Source organism: Tessaracoccus sp. O5.2, from assembly GCF_964266725.1.
GTDB lineage: Bacteria > Actinomycetota > Actinomycetes > Propionibacteriales > Propionibacteriaceae > Arachnia > Arachnia lapidicapta.
This window is the reverse complement of record NZ_CAXWGV010000004.1, coordinates 1-17,771: the sequence shown is the minus strand read 5'-3', so window position 1 is coordinate 17,771 and position 17,771 is coordinate 1. Positions and strand designations below refer to the sequence as shown.

Genomic DNA, 17,771 nt, shown 5'->3' with positions numbered 1-17,771 from the left:
GGCAGCACCCTAGGGCACGCCCCGACGCTGCGCACTCGCCCGGTCATTCGTCCCACCGGCGCGGAGGAATGCCGTCGCGGTGGACCATCTCGACCAGGGAGCCGACGGCGTGACCCGGGGCGATGCGCTGCAGCTGCTCCAGGCACGACGTGTGGGCCGCGCCGTGCCCGCTCAGCCACGAGGCCATCCCGAGCAGCGCCAGCACGTTGGCCTCCGACTCGGGGGGCGCCACGCGTCGGGCCGCCGCGAGGTTGATCCAGGCCACCTCGGACGTGGCCCGGGTGAGTTGGGTCAGCACCGCGGCCATCCGGTCCTCGTCCTCGACGAGCACCGCGAGCAGCAGCGCCCGCGCCGCGGGAAGCGCCTCTGCGGACGACACGAGGTCCGCTAGCAGCTCCATCGTCTCCTGGTCGCTCATCGAGGCCACCATGGCGCGAGAGCTGGTGACCAGCTCCTCGGGGGCGGGATCGGAGGTCTCGACCGGCGCGACCGCCCCGGCCCGGTCCGCCGAAATGCGCACCCCTTCGTACACCGCCTGTGCGGCGACCGAACTGGTGTCGAACGTGAACTCCTGGGGTTCGAGGCCGTCCACCAGCGACCAGTACGTCCGACCGTCGGTGACGAGGAGGTCGACGGTCCGCGACTGTCCCACCACGCCGGCCATCTCCACCACCGACAGGCTGGCGAGATCGGGGTCCCCGAAGCCGATGAGCGCGAATCGGCAGCCCGGCACCTGGCTGGAGGCGCTGACGATCTGGTCGGCGACCTGGTCGAAGTGCGTCACGAACCAGTCGAGGTCGAGGCGGGCGCAGAAGGCCACCATGGACCCCTCGAAGCCCAGGACGACGCACGAGTCGGTCGGATGGAAGCCCAGGAGGACGGCGGGCATGGCGAGAAGGTCGGCTCGGCTCGAGCCGCGGATCACTGGAGTGCTCATGGCCCCGTGGTGGGGCACTCGATCGGGCGTTATGCCACACGGATGCCGAGGATGTGGACAACTCGCGCGGCTAGGCTGGCGGGACTATGAACTCGCAGCAGTGGCCGCCCCCCGGCGGCGGGCAGGATTCGCCCTGGGCCCACCAGGACCCTGGGCATCGGGCGCCACAGTTCCACGACGCGCAGGGCCGCGATCCGCGGCGGCCGTTCGGCGAGGCTCCCCCACCCCCGCCCCCGCCCGAACAACTCCGCCCGCCCCGCCCCACCGGTCCGGTGGTGTGGGCGGTCGTCGGCATCATCGTCGTGATCGCCGCACTCGTCCTCGGCATGCAGTTCGTGGGCGGTGGATCACAGGAGCCTCAGCCGTCGGGCTCGGCGGCCCCCACCTCCGTTGCCTCGCCGTCGCGGACCGGTAACTACATCCCGTTCGAGGGCAACGGCGACGGCATCTTCGAGATCGTGCGCCACGAGTGGACCTCCGAGGGCCTGCTGATCCGCGTCCGGGTCGAGATCGAACGCGGCGAGTACCAGTTCGGGCTGTTCGCCTTCACCAACGAGACGCGCGAGGCCTTCGATGCGCTGAACCCCGCCCCCTTCACGGTCCGCGCCGGGACGCCGTACGAGGCCGACGTCGTCTTCCCCATGCCGCAGGCCGACTCCACGATCGTGCTGTCGACGCCGTCGGGAGCGGTGGCGCTCAACGCGCTGCCCGTCCCCGGTTAATGGTGCAGGTGGATCACCTGGTCTGCCCGTGCGACCACCAGCGGGTCGTGGGTCGTCACCAGCGTCGCCAACCCCCGTTCCCGGGTGAGGTCGACCAGCAGGTCGAGCACTGAGGCGGCCGTCTCCTGGTCGAGTTGCGCGGTCGGCTCGTCCGCCAGGACCACGGTGGGAGCCGCGGCCAGCGCACGGGCGATGCCGACGCGCTGCTGCTGGCCCCCCGACAGTTGGGACGGCAGGTGGCGCGCGTGCCGGGAGAGACCCATCCGTTCGAGCAGTTCGGCGACCCGGGCGTCGCGACGCCGCGGCTCCTCACGGGCCAGACGCAGCGGCACCTCGATGTTCTCCGCGGCGGTCAGCACCGGGATGAGGCCGAAGTCCTGGAACACCATCCCGATCCGGGTCCGCCGGAGTTCCAACAGACGCTCGCGCGACGCTTCGCTGAGGACCTCGTCGCCCAGCAGGACGCGGCCGGAGTCTGGCCGGTCCAGGCCCCCGAGGATGTTGACGAGTGTCGTCTTGCCGGCCCCGGAGCGCCCCGTGACGACGGTGAGGGCGCCCGGCTCGACGGCGATGTCCAGCCCGGTCAGCACGTCGACCCGGCCGACTCCCGTCCCGAAGCTGCGGCGCAGCGACACACCCCGCAGCGACCCGCCGTCGGTCATGACCCCTCCTCCGCACCATGTCGCGGATCCCGGGTGGCCGGCCACACTTCGACGTGCCCGTCTCCGTGGCGGAGGCGGACGCGGTCGCGTAGGCCGAGCTCCTCGACGTGCGCCTTGGGGAGCTGTATCCGGCCCGCGCGGTCGATGACCGTGTACTCCTCCCACGCCTCGGTCCGGCCGGCGGCGTCGAATCTCCGGACGACCTCCGTGGACGTTCGGCCGTCGCGGATCTGGACGGTCCGCTCGACGTGATCGCTGACAGTCGGGTCGTGTGTGACGATCAGCACCGTGGTGCCGGTCAGCTGGGCGACGCCCCGCAGCGCCTCCAGGACCGCGGCGGAGTTCTCGTCGTCGAGTTCGCCGGTCGGCTCGTCGGCCAGGAGCACGTCGGGCGCGTTGGCGAGTGCCGTCGCGATCGCCACCCGCTGCTGTTGGCCGCCCGACAGCTCCGGCGGCAGCCGGCGGGATTGGTCCGCGAGGCCCAGCATGTCCAACAGGTCGTGCGCACGCGCGGCCCGGTCGCGTCGGCCCGCGATCATCATGGGCAGCATCACGTTGTCCGCCGCGGACAGGTGTGGGACGAGGTTCTGGCTCGTCTGCTGCCAAATGAACCCCACGCTGTGCCTCCGGAACGAGATCCGCTGACGGGGGCGCATCGCCGTCAGGTCATGGCCCGCGACGCGGGCACGGCCCCCCGTGGGCCGATCCAGTCCCGACAGGATGCCCAGCAGGGTCGACTTGCCGGATCCGGAGGCGCCGACCAGGGCCACCACCTCCCCCGGTTCGACGACCAGGTTGAGTCCCTGCAGCGCCTGGACCTCGGCGCCCTCGGTCGTGAAGATGCGCACCAGGTCCTCGCACCAGATGTCGGGCCCCGCGTGGTCCCGGCTGAGCGGGCGGGTGGGCGTGGGGGTCATGGCGCCTCCCCTTCTCGGGCCGCCCGTCGGGCGGCAGTGGTGATGACGGCCGCGAGCGCGACCAGGACGAGACCCAGCACGGCCGCGAGCCATGCCGGATCCAGGGCCAGCCGGGCGCGCCGGGCTCCGGTGATGAAGCCGTAGTCGAGCCAGCCCAGCAGGAGGGCCGCGGCGCCGATGCCGAGCCCGATGCCGCTCGCGACCGCGAGGAGGAGGCCCGGAGCCGTCTCCCAGGCGACGCTGAGCCGGATGTCGCGGTCGGGCGCCCCCAGTGCGCGTAGCCGGGCGGTCGCGTGCCGTCTCGTCGCCGCGACGACCGCGTCGGCCGCGAGGATTGCGCCCGTCATGAGCACAAGTGTCACCAGCCCGGTGGCCGTGGCCAGGCGCGCGAACGCGAGGGACGCGGGGACGTGTCGTCCCCGCCGCTGTTCCTCGGCCGTGCTCACCACCGCAGTGTCCAGCTGGACCCGCAGAGCGGACGCCACCTCGTCGGCCCGGGCGCCGTCCGCCACCGCCACCAGAGCGATGGTCGCCGTGGGCGCCTCGCCGCCTGCCGATGCCCACGCGTCCGAGGACACCAGGGCCCAGGCGTCCGGGGTGGCGATCCCGGGCAGCAGGTCGCGGTGCCCGAGCAGACGCACCTGTCCGACGGAGCCGAGCCTCCCGCCGGTCGCCCCCTCCGGTACCAGGCCGCCGACCACGGCCGCGACGCCGTCCGCGGAGCCGAACAGCGCCGGCGGGAGATCCGGGTCCACGGGACTCCCCCGGTAGGCGTCCAGCAGATGGTCGTCCGCCGCCCACACGCCGACGTGGATCGTTTGCTCCGGCAGCTGGAGGGGCACGGCGTCGGCGACCCGGGCCACCCGCGCGACGGATGCCACGCCGTCGACCGACTCGATGCGGGCGACGACGTCGTCGGTCATCCGGGGTCCCGCGATCCGCACCGGCGCCCCGTTGAGGCCCCAGGCGGCGTCGCGCGCCGTCGCGTCGAGACTCGCCGACACCGTGCCGCCGACGACGGCCACGGAGACGCCCAGCAGCACCGCGATCAGCGGCAGGGCGCCGCCGGAGCCCCGCAGGGCGCGCAGGACTCCGAGCAGCCCGGGCAGCGACCGGCGGGTCCGCAGCGGACCGACAAGGAGACGCAGCACCCCCTGCCGTAGCCGCCACACGAGGATGCCGCCGGCCACCGTGAGCAGGGTGGGTGCCACGGCGGCCAGCACGTCCGTTCCCGACAGGGAGCCGACGCCGGCGCCCCGTCCGGGGCCGGGGAGGGCCGCATCGACCACCGCGTACCCCGCGAGCCCGCCGACGAGCAGGACCACGACCCCCTCCGTCAGCGCCCAGGCCCGCAGCTGTCCGGGGGAGGCGCCGCGCGCCAGCACCAGCGCGGTCACCGTGACCCGCCTCGCCCGGACTCCGACCGCCGCCAGCCACACCAGCAGGATGCTCAGCCCCACGGGTCCGGCGGCCATCGCGAGGACGAGCGCCGTCAGGGTCCGCTGCTGCACCGACACGGCGCCGAGCACGTCGCCGAGCTCGGAGAACAGCCGGATCGAGAGCCGCCCGTCCGTCGTGAGGTCATGCGTGCGCGCGAGGGTGGCCGTCAGCTGCGCCGCCAGCACCTCGGCGTCCAGCCCTGCGCTCTCTGTGTCCGCCCTGATGCCGTACCAGAGGGTGTGGATGATCTGGGGTCGCTTCCCCGACACTCCGACGGCCAGGGCCCGCCGGTCCACGAACACGGCCGACACCAGCTCGGTGCCGAGGTTGGGATCGACCAGCTCCGCGTAGCGCACGCCCCGCGGGACCTGTTCCCACCTGCGGTCGTGCGGCTCCGTCGGGCGGAACGTCCCCGCGAGGCGGATGCCGGGGAGGGGCTCGCTGCCCAGAACCCACCCGAGGCGCTCGGCGGCGTCGTGGAGCACGACGGCCTCCGTCACGGGATCCGCGGCGTCCGGTGGGCGGGGCCATGCCCCGGACACCAGGCGGGTGTGTTCCTCCAGCGTCGCGTCAACGAGGACCGCGAAGGTGAGCCGGTGGTACCCGGAGGACGCGGGAGGCGTCACGGAGAGGGGGAATCCCAGCTCACCCAGGAGCTGCGGCGGCACGAGAACGTCGCGCAACGGCCGCGGCTGGGCCTGTCTGAGGTCCTCCGCCGCCTCGAGGTAGGCGGCGCCGGGGTCGGTCGTTGTCGCGGTCGCCGCCGGGGCGCCCCGCCAGCGCGCCATGAGATCGCCCTCCCGCGCGCTCAGGGTGGCGAACGCCCCGGACGTGGCTCGGCCCGCCAGGTCCGCGACGACCCTGGGTAGGGCGGCGATCAGCGCCACGGTCACCGCGACGGCGACCGCGACGGCGACGACGGGCGCCAGACCGGCGCGGAGCCGACTGACGATCCAGCTCAGCGGAGTCATCCGTGCCCCCGCCCCACCCGCGCCGCCTGGCGCGAGACCGTTCGCACGACCATCGCCAGCCCGAGGCCCACCCCGGCGGCGAAGAGAGCCAGCAGCACGCCGAAGGGCCCGGTGTCGAGGCTCAGCGGCACGGGCCACGCCGGATCCGCGCCCACCGCGGTCCTCACCAGCGGGGGTACCCCGACCCGTCCGGCCGCGGTGCCGGCCACCACGCCGAGCATGGCCGCCACCACCAGCACGGCGCCGTGCTCCAGCGCCCGGCTGCGCCCCTGGGCGGCCCCCGCCAGTCCCAGTCTGACGAGGATCTCCACCTCGCCGCGCCGGGCGTCGGCCTGCGCCACGAGCGTGGCCAGGATGCCCGCGATCGCCAGGATCAGACCACCGGCCGCTCCGGCCCAGAAGGTGCGGCGGGCGAGTTCCGCGACGGGAGATCCCCGCGGCGCCACGACGACAGTCTCGACGCCGGGCAGGGCGGCGATGCGGCCCGCGTTGGCGGCGACGTCGTCGGTGCGGACCCACACCTCCCGAGGCCAGGGCATCGGATCCAGCGTCGCGGCCAGCGCCCTCGCCACCGCCCGGGAGTCAGCCAGGACCGCGTGCGCGTCGGTGGTGCCGGGCACCGCCGCCGTCACGGCGGCGACCACGGCGGGCATGCGCCGTTGGAATGCGTCGACGTCGAACCTGTCGCCGACCTCGAGCGCCGCGGCCTCCGCCGTGGCCGGAGTGACGGCCACCGGCACCGCCACGGCGCCGGCCGAGGTCACGGCCGCAGCCGGAACGCGACCGGTGAACGCGATCCGTGGTCCCATGCGCAGCGTGGACAGCGCCCACGGCTCGCCCACCACCTGCCAACCCTCCGCTGTGGATGTGAGGAGGGGCGGCACATCGGGTCGGTTGGTGGCGACGGCGACGCCCGCCAGCCCGCCGTCGGAGACGGTCTCGGTGAGGCCGACCTCCACCGGGGTCTCGGCCATCAGCCGCCGGTACGGCCCGGCGAAGGCCTCCGGCACCGCGACGTCCGAGGTCCACGATGCTCCTGGCCGCAGCGGCATCCCATCGGCGCTCACCGCGACCGTCAGCCTGACGGTGGCCCCCGTCGGCCCGCCACTGACCCGCAGCAGCAGGCCGTCCACGACGTGCGTCCCGCTCTCCGGGAGCGTGACGGTGCCCTCAGCGGCGACGATCCGGCCGGGCCGCGCCTCGACGGTGTCTCCCCACACGAGATCGAGGCCCCCCACGGCCAGGTCCACCGCGGGGATCCGACGGGATATCCCCGTGCTGGTGTCGCGGATGAGGACCTCGACCCTGGCGTCGGCCCCCTCGCGCAGGCGTTCGAGCTCGTCGCGCGTCAGGTCCCGGGCCGTCGCGACGGGGTCGACCACGTAGGGCGCCTCGGCCTGCCGCCGGCCCAGTTCGGGCAGCTGCCTGGCGGCGGCCAGCTGCCACGGGTCGAGGTCGAGGCCCCCGGTCAGCCGGACCGTCAGTTCGCGGGCGCCGTCTGGAACCTGCAGTGGCCCGGGGGGCTCGTGATCGGCGAGCCCCCCGGGCAGGCTGAGTCCGGCCGGCAGCGCGGCCGCGGCGCCGAGGCGGTCCACCGGAGCGGCGACCAGCTTGACCGGTACGTCGCCCACCATCGCGGTCTCGTCGACCCACGCCGGGCTGGAGCCGCTGATCGTGGTGGACGTTCCCAGGTCCGGCAGCGCCGGCATGCCGCCGGCGGGAGGCCCGCCCAGGACCGCGCGCAGGTCCGCGCCGCGCTCCAACGCCGCGATGTCCGCGCCGACCGCACGGCTGGACCCGCCGAACAGTCCGGTGATCGTGACCCCGCCCAGCGCCAGGATCGACAGGACCAGCGGGACGGTGGCGGTGGCGGCACCACGCAGCACGTGCGCCCCGGCGAGCCAGGACACGACTCCGCGCGACGGCACCACGGGTCCGGCCGGCGACACCCCGATCCGAGCCAGAGCGGCAGCGACGTCGCGCCGCCCCTGGGCGGCCGCCCCCGACCTCACCGCCATGCCCGCGTGCGCCGCCCCGACGCCCACCAGCGCCGCGAACGCCGTCGCCGCGCCCACCGCCGCACCCACCAGCACCTGCGGCGTCTGCGCCCAGGAGCCGGCCAGGACGCGCAGCGCGGCGACGCCGACGCCGGCCCCCGCGAGCCCACCGACCGTCACCACGAGCGCCGCCTCAACAGCGGCGACCCCCGTCCACTGAGCGACGGTGGCGCCGCGCGCCAGGAGCAGGCGGGTCTCTCTCGCGCGCGCCAGGGCGACGACGTGCGCCACCTGACCGACGGCCGCGGCCGCGACGGCCCACGCCAGGCCGATCGGCACGATCCCGAGGCGGCGCGCGTCGGCCCAGCCCGCGGCCGCCGATGCCACCCGATCGGCCAGCGCGCCGTGGACCGTGACCCCGCGGCCAGTGTCGTCGGCGACTTCCGCCAGCTCCTTGGCCCGGGCGGCCCCGGAGCTGAGCGCCGCGAAGTCGTCCGCCTCGACGCGGTCGAGCGCCGGCTCCAGGAACCAGGCGAGCACCGGAGTGCCGGGGAGTTGGGTGATGACCGTCCGCGACACCAGGAGGGGGCCGATGAGCGCCCCCTCGGCGCCCCGCACGGCCAGCGGATCGGCCACCCAGCGCGACTCGGACGGATCGACCGGCCGCCACGTGGCGGTGACGGTCAGCAGCCGCCCCTCGACCTCGATCGTGTCACCGGGCCGGACGCCCAGGCGCTGGGCCGCGTCGGCCTGGAGCGCTGCCTCGTCGTCGGCGGAGGGTTCCCGTCCCGTCAGGGCAAGTCCTTCGGTTCCGGACCCAGCATGGCGCGCCACGACGCGCGCCTCACCGACCCGCACCGGCTCGGCGTCGATCGTCGTGGTCACCACCACTCGCGCGGGCGCGAAACCGGCCTCGAGTGCCGAGCGTGCCCGGCGGTCCTGGGCGTCGATGTCGGACCCCGCCCGCGCCCGGACCGTGAGGGTCGCGGGCGAAGAACCAGCGAGAGCGTCCCGGGCCGCGGCTGAGGCGACCGCATCGGTCAGACCGGCGACGACGCCCAGCACGGCTGCGGCCATGACCACCAGGCCGATGAGCACAGCGGGGAGCGCGGGCCGCGCGCGGACGCGCGCGACGCCCCAGCCGGTCCACTGCATCCTCGCACCCTAGCCCCGCGGGGCCGGTCAGCTGCCGGGCGGTACCGTAGCCGGCTCCGGGACGCCGATCTCGGCTGCCAGTCGTCGCTCCTCGACGGCATCGGGATGGTCCTTGGACAGCAACATGACGCCGTAGACCGCGATCGCGCCGGTCACGGCCATGCCGACCGCCGGGCCGACTCCCATGTTCATGCCCTCTCCGAGCACGATGAGGCCGAAGAGAACGGCGACGAACGGGTCGACCGTGGTCATGGTGCCGACGGTGATCTCGGCGGGCCCCGACGCGTAGCCCTGCTGGATCATCCAGGCGCCGATGCCGTAGCAGGCCAGCATCATGAGCACCGTGGCCAGCACCTCGAACCCGCCGAACGGCTGCCCGTGCTTGAGCACCAGGTCCATGGCCGCCTTCATGAACCCCGAGGCCAGGCCGTAGAAGGTCGCGCCGACCGAGGACCACATCATCGCCCGCGCCCACGGGGCGGCCTTGGTGGCGAGGTACGACAGGACCGCGCAGATGGCGCACACGACCAGGAAGGCGATGAACATCGGCGCGAACTCGACCTGCTTCTCCCCGGTCGCGAACAGCGACGAGAACACGGTGAACCCGACGACGCCGGCGACGGTGACCGCCACGGCGATCCACATCTTGTGGCTGAGCGCGTGCTTGTGGATGCGCGCGGCGAGCAGCACCGACCAGGGCACCGCCAGGATGCCGACGGGCTGCACCACCGCCACCGGTGCGAAGGACAGCGCGACGAGGTGGATGGCCGCCCCCATGAAGACGAACGTCAGCCCCAGCAGCCACTTCGGGATGGTGAACAGCTTCAGCAGCCCGGCGAAGGTGAGCTTGTTCGACGACGCCGTCGCCGAAGGGTGGAACGTCGACTTCACTCCGAGGCTCTGGAGGATGGCCCCGCTCGCGAAGAGGAACGAGGACACCACCTGCATTCCGATGGCCAGCACGATCACGCGGCTATCCGCCTTTCACTCAAATGACTCCGACGAGCCTACCTCTCGGTCGCGTCGATCCCGTCGGACTGTGGTCTCAGTCCGACGGGACTCAGGTGACGTCAGTAGACGACGACCTTGTCACCGACCCGCGCGGTGTCGAACAGCGCGGCGACGGCCGCCTTGTCGCGGACATTGACGCAGCCATGGGAGGCGCCGTTGTATCCGTTGCGGGCGAAGTCCGCCGAATAGTGGACCGCCTGCCCACCGCTGAAGAACAGCGCGTAGGGCATGGGCGTGTCGTACAGACTCGAGACGTGGTCGCGTGACTTCCAGTACACCGAGAAGACGCCGTTGCGGGTGGGGGTGAGCTCGGAGCCGAACCGCACGTCCATCGTCATCCGGATGCTGCCGTCGACCACCCAGGCCAACCGGCGTTGCGACTTCGAGATGCAGATCACGCGGCCGCTCAGGCAGCGGTCGTCCAGCGTCATCGATGACGGCTTCGGCGTCGCGACGATGTTGTTGAGTTCGTCGCTCGTCGGCTTGCGCGTCATGGCGTAGAGCCGGTCCTTCGTCCGCTGGTCGACCTCACCCGTCACCGGGATCTGCCGCTTGCCCTGGAATCCGCTGACCGCCTCGGCCGTCTTCGGGCCGTAGATGCCGTCGATCTTGGGCGCATACCAGCCGATCTGCTTGAGCCGGGCCTGAAGGTCCTTCACGGCGTCACCCGTGGCACCCTCGGCCAGGAGCGCCGGGCCGGGGCGCATGATGTTGTACATCTCGTCGCGGGTGGGTTCCCGCGTCATGGCCACGAGGCGGTCCAGCGTCGTCTGGTCCACCTGGCCGGTGACCGGAATGCCGCGCTTGGCCTGGAAGCCCTCGACGGCCAACCGGGTCGCATCGTCGTACGTGCCGGAGACGGGTCCCTCCATCCACTGGATCTGCTGGAGGCGGTGCTGCAGCGCGCGGACGTCGTCACCCTCGTCACCGAGCGCCATCAGCGCGGGCGGGGCCGACGGCGTCGGTGGGGCGGTCGCGGTGGGATCGGTGGTCGGGCTCGGCTCCACACTGGGAGTCGGCTCGGAACTGGGAGTGGGCTCGACACTGGGCTCGGGCTCCGGTGCCGGGCTCGGTTCAACGCTGGGCGGCGGTGCGTCGTCTGACCCGGGCTGCGGGGCCCGGGGGGACACGGTGGCGCTGGGCACAGCGGAGGGCGCGAGCCCGGCCGGAGCGCACGCGCCGGTGGCGAGGGCGACGGCGACGGCCAGGCTGGTGACGATCCTCCGCGCGGTGGGCAGAGCGGACATGGTGACCTCACAGTAGGGGAAGCGCTGACGTGTCAGCGGCAGCTTAGGCGGGAGGTGGGGTCGCGCCGGTCCTCAACACGCCCGTCTCCTCACTCCCACTACGCCCGGGGACCCGCCCCCGGTTGCACAGGGCCGTCAGCGAGTCGATCAGTGCACCGCGCAGCGGGGCCGCCCGCTCCGTAAACACCCGTTGGCGCGCCACGTAGTCGGCGCGGCCAGCGGCGGTTTCGACCGGGATCGGCTCATATCCCCACCCGGTGAGGTCATAGGCGGAGGCCTGCATATCCACCGCGCGGATGTCGCGCGCCAACCGGAACGTGGCGAACACCAGGTCTGAGGACACGGCGGGAGTGAGTTTGCCCGCCCACTTGTACAAGTCCATGTTGACGTGCAGGCAGCCGGGCTGGTCGAACTCCGCCTGCCGTTCGCGGGTCGGGTGGAGCAGGTTGAGCGGCTTGGCCGCGGGCGTGAAGAAGCGGAACGCGTCGATGTGGGTACAGCGGCATCCCACCTCCTCGACGATCCGGGCGATCTCGGCGGGCGGGTATCTCAGCGGCAGGTACGGGTGGCGGCTCTCGTCGGCGCGAAGCCGGTAGACCATCGCCCACTCGTGCATGCCGAAGCAGCCGAAGCGCGCGGGAGCCGCCTCCGTCGCCGTCAGGAGATCCAGCGCGGTTCGCACCGTCCCGCCGCGCTGAGCCAGGAAGGCGTCGACGTCCAGGGTGACCGCGCCGGACGGGAGCACCCGGTAGCGCCCCGCCCGCGCGTACTCGGCCGCGTCGGCGAGCGCCACCCCCGCGCCCGGATGCCACTGGGCCAGCTGCGACGGCCGCAGCGTGTAGTAGTGGAACAGGAAGTCGTCGACGGGGTGCTTGACTCCCCTGTCCCTCCGCGCCACGACGTCGGCCAGCTCGGCCTCGACGGCGCTGGCATGCGCCTCGGCGCGGGCCTGCCAGTCGGCGCGTTCCAGGACGATCACGGCCGTCCCCGCAGGGCACGCCGGCGGACCCGCCACTCCGGCAGGAGGGCGTCCATCCACCGGGTGAAGCCGGCGCCGTGGCCGCGCTCGTGCAGGTGGACCAGCTCATGCACCAGGACGTACTCCAGAGCCCACGGCTCGAGCTCGGCGAGTGCGACGTTGAGCGTGACGACGGCGGTGCGGGTGTTGCACGTCCCCCACCGGCTGGTCATGCGCCGCCAGCGGACCGACGAGGGAGAGCGTCCGACCCGCGCGCACCACCGGTCGAGGAGCGGCTCGAGCGCCAGGGCGAGTTCGCGGCGGTAGAGCCCGTCGAGCGCCCGACGGCGGGCGGCGTCGTCCTTGCCCACCAGCCGGAGGACGCCGCCGTCGCGCCGGGCCGAGGCCTTGGACCCGCCGGCCACCGACACCTCGTGCCACCGGCCCCAGAGCCGTGCCCTGCCCCCGTCCGTGAGCGGTTCCTGCGCCGGGGCGGCCATCCGGACCGTGGTCTGCGAGCGGGCGATCCACGCGCGGTTGGCGATGACGAAGTCCTCGATCCGCTCCAGCGGCACCCCCAGCGGCACCGACACCGCCAGGCGGCCGTCCGGGGGCAGCACGCGGAGTCGGAGGTTCTTGATGGGCTTGTAGGACACCTCCATCAGTCTCCCGTCGAGGCGCAGGACGGCGGTGGAGACGGTGCGCGCGGACATGCCGGTCATGATAGGTCGCCGCCTCCGACAGAATCGACGCCCGGCCCGCGCCGCCCACTGTTCACATGAGCTTCATGGCGCAGGCCTGCCGGTGAGCCTGTCGCTGCCGTAACCTGCCCCCGATTGCGCGATCCCGCCCGCCACGTAGCAGACTGGACCCGTGCCCCCCGAGTTGATCGTGCTAGCGCTCGTCGTCGTCGTCGCCCTTGTCTTCGACTTCACCAATGGATTCCACGACACCGGCAATGCCATGGCCACCTCCATCGCGACGGGGGCGCTGCGCCCCAAGACGGCGGTCGCGCTGTCAGCCGTGCTCAACCTCGTCGGGGCATTCCTGTCCGTCGAGGTGGCGCTCACGGTGACCAACGCCGTGGTCAACATCCAGGACAAGACCGGGGCCCCCAGACCGGAGCTGATCGCCGACGGCGGCCTGTCCCTCCTCCTCATCATCCTGTCCGGACTCGTCGGGGCGATCGTCTGGAACCTGCTGACGTGGCTGTTCAGCCTCCCGTCCAGTTCGTCGCACGCGTTGTTCGGCGGCCTCGTCGGCGCCACCATGGCCGGCCTCGGCGTGGAGGGCGTCAAGTGGGTGGGCGACGGCACGAAGCTCGACGGTGTCATCGGCAAGGTCGTACTGCCCGCGCTGATGTCGCCGGTGATCGCCGTCGTCATCGCGGCGGTAGGCACGTCGCTGATCTTCCGCATCACCCGGGGCGTCGCCGAGAAGTACCGCGAATCCGGATTCCGCTGGGGCCAGATCGGGTCGGCATCGCTCGTGTCTCTCGCGCACGGCACCAACGACGCCCAGAAGACCATGGGGGTCATCACCCTGGCGCTCATCGCCACCGGGTCATGGACGGACCTCGAGTCAGTGCCGTTCTGGGTCAAGGTCGCCTGTGCCGTGGCCATCGCGCTGGGCACCTACCTGGGCGGGTGGCGCATCATCCGCACCCTCGGCAAGGGGTTGGTGGAGATCGCCTCCCCGCAGGGCATGGCGGCCGAGTCCTCCTCCGCCGCGGTGATCCTCGCCTCGAGTCACCTCGGCTTCGCGCTGTCCACCACCCACGTCGCCACCGGGTCGATCCTGGGCACCGGGCTGGGAAAGAAGGACGCAACCGTCAACTGGCGCATCGCGGGCCGGATGCTGTTGGCGTGGCTCATCACCCTGCCCGCAGCCGGCACGGTCGGCGCGATCGTGTGGTTCGTCGGCCACTCGGTCGGGGGCTTGGCCGGTGCCCTCGTCGTGACCGCGATCCTCGTCGCCTCGGCGGCCTGGATGTATCTGCGGTCGCTGCGCACCGCCGTTGACCATCGCAACGTCAACGACGACTGGGTCGAGCAGGTCACCGACCGCCCGGTCCCCCATCACGGCGTCCGCGAGGAGACGAAGGCATGAACAACCTCTGGCTGGCGCTGCAGGGCGCGTGGAACGTGCTGTGGGTCGGGCTGCTGCTCGGCGCGGGGCTCCCCGCCATCTTCGCCCTCGGCATCAGGGCGCTGTCCTACGGCGTCGGGGGCGACGCCGACGCGACCCTGCACGAGCCGCATCCCGCCGCGAAGGTGGTGGCGTTCTTCTGCTTCGGCGTGGTCGTGCTGGCCATCGCCGCGGGCATCGGCGTCATCGTGGCCCACGGTCTGGGCGCGAAGCTGGTCTTCGACGGCATCGTGCCGGCGTTCGTGCCCAAGTGAGTCACTGACTCGGGGGGATCTCCCCTGACCCGCGGATGATCATGGTCGTCGGCACCACGACCTCCGTGACGGCCGTCGTCACGCCGTCGAGCCGGTCGAACACGATCGTCGCGGCCTCCCGGCCGATGCGCCTGGGATCTTGGGCCACCACCGTGACCGGCGGGATCAGGTGCGCGGCGAGCGGGATGTCGTCGAAGCCGACCAGAGCCGTCGTGTGCTGGGCGCCCGCCTCGCGCAGCGCGCCGATGGCACCCACGGTGATGACGTTCTGGGCGGTGAACAGCGCGGTGGGCGGCGCCGGATCGGCGAGGAGCCGCGCCACGGCGGCCGCCGCCGCAGCCTCCCCGCGCAGGTCACCGAGCACCAGCCGGGGGTCCACCTCGATCCCCTGGTGGCGGCACTCGTCCACGAACCCTCTCAGACGTTCCCGCGCGGTGAAGATCCGTTCGTCGTCGCCCAGGAACGCGATGCGACGGTGCCCGTGACTCGCCAGGTGGGCCACCGCCTCCCGCGCGCCCCGGTAGTTGTCCGACATCACGGTGTCCCCGACCACCCCGGACGGGCGGCGATCGACGAACACGACGGGCGTGCCGTGTTCGATCTCCCGCTCGAGGTATCCGTGCTCGTGGCCGATGGTGGTGAGGATCAGGCCGTCGACCCGCCGCCGGAGGAACGCGGCCACGGCCTCGCGCTCCCGTTCGGGGTCGTCGTCGAGGCTGGAGGCGAAGACCGCGACGTGGCGGGCGTGCGCCACGTCCTCGACGGCGCGGTGGACGGCCGCCGAGAACGGGTTGGCGACGTTGCCGACCAGTAGGCCCAGGGTGTTGGTCCGGCCCCGACGCCTGAGGAGTCCGGCGTGGAAGTCGGGCTGGTAACGCAGGGTCTCGACGGCGGCCTCGACGCGCGCGCGGGTCTCGGGGGCGACCCGCGGATCGTCGTTGATCACCCGCGACACCGTCGTCACCGCGACACCGGCCTCGGCGGCCACGTCCTTCATGGTGGGTCGCGGGGTTCCCGTCATCGGTGGCTCCGGAGCCTCGTCGCTCCCGTGATGGCGGAGAGCACTTCTTCGTAGCTGGCGGTGGCGGTGTCGAAGGAGCCGTTGTTGCGGCCGTGCCGCAGCACCTCGATCCGGTCGGCCACGGCCCGCACGTCGTTGAGGTTGTGGCTGATCAGGATGACGCCGAGGCCCATGTCGCGCAGGCTCTCCACGTAGCTCAGCACCTCCGCGGTCTGCCCGACAGAGAGGGAGGCGGTGGGCTCGTCGAGCACCACGAGGCGGGGCCGGCTCACGAGCGTCCTCGCGATCGCCACACACTGACGCTGTCCCGCCGACAGCTGCACCAGGGGCGTGCGCAGGTCCGGGATCCGGGCGTTCAGCTGGGCGAGGTAGGACCGCGCCAGGTCATCCATGCGATCGACGTCGAGCAGCCCGGACGAGCTGAGCTCACGTCCCAGGAAGATGTTCGACGTGACGTCGAGGTTCTCGGCCAGCGCGAACTCCTGGAACACCGCGGCGATCCCCATCGCGAAGGCCGCCTGGGCCGAGGCGATCGTGACGGCCCTCCCGTCGAGATAGATCTGCCCGCCGTCGGGCTGGTAGATGCCCGAGATCATCCGCGCCACGGTCGACTTGCCTGCGGCGTTGTCGCCGACGAGGGCCACGACCTCCCCGGCGCGGACCTCCAGATCGACGTCGACCAGGGCCTGGACACCGCCGAAGTGCTTGCTCACCGACCTCAGCGTCAGCAGCGGCGCATCTTCCATGTGAGTCATCCTTCCACCGTTACGCCCACACCCGCGTTGATGGCGTCGTGGATGGCCACGAGCGCCCCTCTGGAACAGCCCTCGGTGGGGAACGCGGGGTCCACGAGGAGCTCGTCCGGCGACGGCAGCAGGGGCCGCGCCCGCACGGACTCCCGCAGCGCCGCCACGAACGGCTCCCCCACCGCCGCGAGCTCGCCGCCCCAGGTGATCCGCTCCGGCGCGACGACGGTGGCGAGATCGGCCACCGCCGCCCCGATGGCGCTCCCGGCGTCCGCGACCACCTGCCGGCAGCCGGGGTCCCCGTCCGCCGCGGCCTTGACGATCCCCCGCAGATCCATGGGTCCGTGGCTGAGCCGCACCAGTTCGGCCAGCGCTTCCCCCGCCACCACGGTGTTGAGGCAGCCGCGGGCCCCGCAGCGGCAGATCTGGCCGGCGGAGGCGACCCGGACGTGTCCCAGCGCCCCGGCTGCGCCTCGGAAGCCCGCCAGCGGTGTCCCGGAGACGAGATAGCTCGAGTCGGTGGTGTGCGACGCGTACACATAGAGGGCTGAGGATGCCCCGCGGAGGGAACCGAGGCGGGACTCCGCCAATGCCCCCGCGTCTGCCTCCTTGACGACCAGGACCGGCCGCTGAATGCGGGCGGACAGGAGCTGGTCGACGTCGAGCTCCTCCCACCCCGGGAGCTGGAAGGCCGCGCCCCGGCCCTCCCGCCCGACGCTGGAGGGCAGCGCCAGGCCGACCCCGCCGATCTGGTCCATCGACGCGCCGACGTCGTCGGCCATGTCGGAGATCAGCAGGGCCGCCCGGTCGAGCGTGGTGTCGGAGCGGTGGTCCGGGGGCAGTGGGAGGCGCTTCACCGTCCGCACGTCAAGCGACGCGTCCGCGATGACGAGCTCGAGCGAGCGCCGGCCGATGTGCATCCCCACCGCGAGCGCCGATGAGGTCTTCAGGGCGACCAGTTGTGCGCGGCGCCCGGAGCGGGTGGTGGCGGTGGTCTCCACGACGTCCTGGTCGAGCAGCTGGCGCACGATGTTGGACACCGTGGCGGGCGACAGCCCCGTGACGCTGGCGAGTTCCACCTGCGTGATCCGGCCGTACGCCTTCACAGCTTCAATGATGCGGGAGCTGTTGGCCTCGCGCAGCGAGGGTTGCGAGCCCGGCGCTCCGACGACCCTGTTCACGCTTGAAGGCTAGCAGCTGGCTGAGCGTGGACCCAGGAGTTGCGTTCAGTTCCCAAACTAACGGCCGGCGCCACTGGTGTTAGCGATGAACAGGTATTGACCCTAGACAGAGCCTATGGCATCGATTCCATTTATCACGGTTTGATAACGCTTGTATTCAAGAGTTGACGCCAAGGCTGGGCGGCCCGTACGTTCAATCCATCGGGGGACGGCGACACTGACAAGTCGCTCAACACCCGCGGAGTCGAAGGAGACACGGGTAGGACATGGACAACAGTGAATCGGCCTGGGTTTCGTTCCTATCGGTTTCCCTGTCCGGCGGTCGCCGGGAGGCCTGATTCGAGGTCAGCGTAGTACGCGTCCTCGATCTCGATCGGGGTGCGCATGCCGAGTTCGCCGTGCAG

The 17,771-nt window shown here is 72.5% G+C and carries 15 protein-coding genes; 3 read left to right on the top strand and 12 right to left on the bottom strand.

The window, feature by feature from the left end; all coding sequences use genetic code 11:
- Positions 1–43 precede the first annotated feature (43 nt).
- The gene (locus tag ACFQPD_RS02520; protein WP_385898113.1) at positions 44–937 is read right to left on the bottom strand and encodes a DUF4192 family protein; all 894 of its coding nucleotides are present in this window, start codon (positions 935–937) and stop codon (positions 44–46) included.
- 86 nt (positions 938–1,023) lie between these two features.
- Here ACFQPD_RS02520 and ACFQPD_RS02515 point away from each other — a divergent pair, with 86 nt between their 5' ends.
- Complete coding sequence (locus tag ACFQPD_RS02515) at positions 1,024–1,659, top strand: hypothetical protein (protein ID WP_385898111.1); 636 nt, start codon at positions 1,024–1,026, stop codon at positions 1,657–1,659.
- Here ACFQPD_RS02515 and ACFQPD_RS02510 read toward each other — a convergent pair.
- The 8 genes from ACFQPD_RS02510 to ACFQPD_RS02475 all read right to left on the bottom strand — a co-directional run bounded on the left by ACFQPD_RS02510 (position 1,656) and on the right by ACFQPD_RS02475 (position 12,730).
- Positions 1,656–2,321, bottom strand: a complete 666-nt coding sequence (locus ACFQPD_RS02510; protein WP_385898108.1) for an ABC transporter ATP-binding protein — start codon at positions 2,319–2,321, stop codon at positions 1,656–1,658. The genes ACFQPD_RS02515 and ACFQPD_RS02510 overlap by 4 nt on opposite strands.
- Entirely contained in the window at positions 2,318–3,238 is a 921-nt protein-coding gene (locus ACFQPD_RS02505) for an ABC transporter ATP-binding protein (RefSeq protein ID WP_385898106.1), read from the bottom strand. Before ACFQPD_RS02505 ends, ACFQPD_RS02510 begins: the two co-directional genes overlap by 4 nt.
- A complete protein-coding gene (locus tag ACFQPD_RS02500; protein ID WP_385898103.1) occupies positions 3,235–5,649 on the bottom strand; it encodes an ABC transporter permease in 2,415 nt (804 codons plus the stop codon). Before ACFQPD_RS02500 ends, ACFQPD_RS02505 begins: the two co-directional genes overlap by 4 nt.
- Positions 5,646–8,801 carry a hypothetical protein gene (locus ACFQPD_RS02495; protein WP_385898101.1) on the bottom strand — a complete coding sequence of 1,052 codons (3,156 nt, stop codon included), beginning with the start codon at positions 8,799–8,801 and terminating at the stop codon, positions 5,646–5,648. Before ACFQPD_RS02495 ends, ACFQPD_RS02500 begins: the two co-directional genes overlap by 4 nt.
- A gap of 27 nt (positions 8,802–8,828) precedes the next feature.
- Positions 8,829–9,770: a hypothetical protein gene (locus ACFQPD_RS02490; RefSeq protein ID WP_385898099.1), complete on the bottom strand. Its 942-nt coding sequence runs from the start codon at positions 9,768–9,770 to the stop codon at positions 8,829–8,831.
- A gap of 101 nt (positions 9,771–9,871) precedes the next feature.
- A complete protein-coding gene (locus tag ACFQPD_RS02485) occupies positions 9,872–10,819 on the bottom strand; it encodes a peptidoglycan-binding protein (RefSeq protein ID WP_068752153.1) in 948 nt (315 codons plus the stop codon).
- A gap of 283 nt (positions 10,820–11,102) precedes the next feature.
- Positions 11,103–12,038, bottom strand: coding sequence for a 3-methyladenine DNA glycosylase (locus ACFQPD_RS02480; RefSeq protein WP_385898097.1), 936 nt, complete (start codon positions 12,036–12,038; stop codon positions 11,103–11,105).
- The gene (locus ACFQPD_RS02475; RefSeq protein WP_068752245.1) at positions 12,035–12,730 is read right to left on the bottom strand and encodes a M48 family metallopeptidase; all 696 of its coding nucleotides are present in this window, start codon (positions 12,728–12,730) and stop codon (positions 12,035–12,037) included. Before ACFQPD_RS02475 ends, ACFQPD_RS02480 begins: the two co-directional genes overlap by 4 nt.
- Positions 12,731–12,890: 160 nt before the next feature.
- Here ACFQPD_RS02475 and ACFQPD_RS02470 point away from each other — a divergent pair, with 160 nt between their 5' ends.
- Positions 12,891–14,126, top strand: a complete 1,236-nt coding sequence (locus ACFQPD_RS02470; RefSeq protein ID WP_068752156.1) for an inorganic phosphate transporter — start codon at positions 12,891–12,893, stop codon at positions 14,124–14,126.
- Complete coding sequence (locus tag ACFQPD_RS02465; RefSeq protein ID WP_068752157.1) at positions 14,123–14,419, top strand: hypothetical protein; 297 nt, start codon at positions 14,123–14,125, stop codon at positions 14,417–14,419. The genes ACFQPD_RS02470 and ACFQPD_RS02465 overlap by 4 nt, the downstream gene beginning before the upstream one ends.
- 1 nt (position 14,420) lies before the next feature.
- Here the strand turns inward: ACFQPD_RS02465 and ACFQPD_RS02460 are convergent, their stop codons facing one another.
- The 3 genes from ACFQPD_RS02460 to ACFQPD_RS02450 are packed head-to-tail and all read right to left on the bottom strand — an operon-like array spanning position 14,421 to position 17,367.
- Positions 14,421–15,440 (bottom strand): LacI family DNA-binding transcriptional regulator, encoded by a 1,020-nt coding sequence (locus tag ACFQPD_RS02460; protein ID WP_385898093.1) that lies wholly within the window; start codon positions 15,438–15,440, stop codon positions 14,421–14,423.
- Complete coding sequence (locus tag ACFQPD_RS02455) at positions 15,437–16,186, bottom strand: ATP-binding cassette domain-containing protein (RefSeq protein ID WP_228383393.1); 750 nt, start codon at positions 16,184–16,186, stop codon at positions 15,437–15,439. The genes ACFQPD_RS02460 and ACFQPD_RS02455 overlap by 4 nt, the downstream gene beginning before the upstream one ends.
- A gap of 5 nt (positions 16,187–16,191) precedes the next feature.
- Entirely contained in the window at positions 16,192–17,367 is a 1,176-nt protein-coding gene (locus tag ACFQPD_RS02450) for an ROK family transcriptional regulator (protein WP_068752160.1), read from the bottom strand.
- Positions 17,368–17,771: the final 404 nt, after the last annotated feature.

Excerpts from the sequence above, each read along its gene's own strand:
- ACFQPD_RS02520 (WP_385898113.1), bottom strand. The coding sequence starts at position 937 with ATGAGCACTCCAGTGATCCGCGGCTCGAGCCGAGCCGACCTTCTCGCC.
- ACFQPD_RS02515 (WP_385898111.1), top strand. The coding sequence starts at position 1,024 with ATGAACTCGCAGCAGTGGCCGCCCCCCGGCGGCGGGCAGGATTCGCCC.
- ACFQPD_RS02510 (WP_385898108.1), bottom strand. The coding sequence starts at position 2,321 with ATGACCGACGGCGGGTCGCTGCGGGGTGTGTCGCTGCGCCGCAGCTTC.
- ACFQPD_RS02505 (WP_385898106.1), bottom strand. The coding sequence starts at position 3,238 with ATGACCCCCACGCCCACCCGCCCGCTCAGCCGGGACCACGCGGGGCCC.
- ACFQPD_RS02500 (WP_385898103.1), bottom strand. The coding sequence starts at position 5,649 with ATGACTCCGCTGAGCTGGATCGTCAGTCGGCTCCGCGCCGGTCTGGCG.
- ACFQPD_RS02495 (WP_385898101.1), bottom strand. The coding sequence starts at position 8,801 with ATGCAGTGGACCGGCTGGGGCGTCGCGCGCGTCCGCGCGCGGCCCGCG.
- ACFQPD_RS02475 (WP_068752245.1), bottom strand. The coding sequence starts at position 12,730 with ATGTCCGCGCGCACCGTCTCCACCGCCGTCCTGCGCCTCGACGGGAGA.
- ACFQPD_RS02465 (WP_068752157.1), top strand. The coding sequence starts at position 14,123 with ATGAACAACCTCTGGCTGGCGCTGCAGGGCGCGTGGAACGTGCTGTGG.
- ACFQPD_RS02460 (WP_385898093.1), bottom strand. The coding sequence starts at position 15,440 with ATGACGGGAACCCCGCGACCCACCATGAAGGACGTGGCCGCCGAGGCC.
- ACFQPD_RS02455 (WP_228383393.1), bottom strand. The coding sequence starts at position 16,186 with ATGGAAGATGCGCCGCTGCTGACGCTGAGGTCGGTGAGCAAGCACTTC.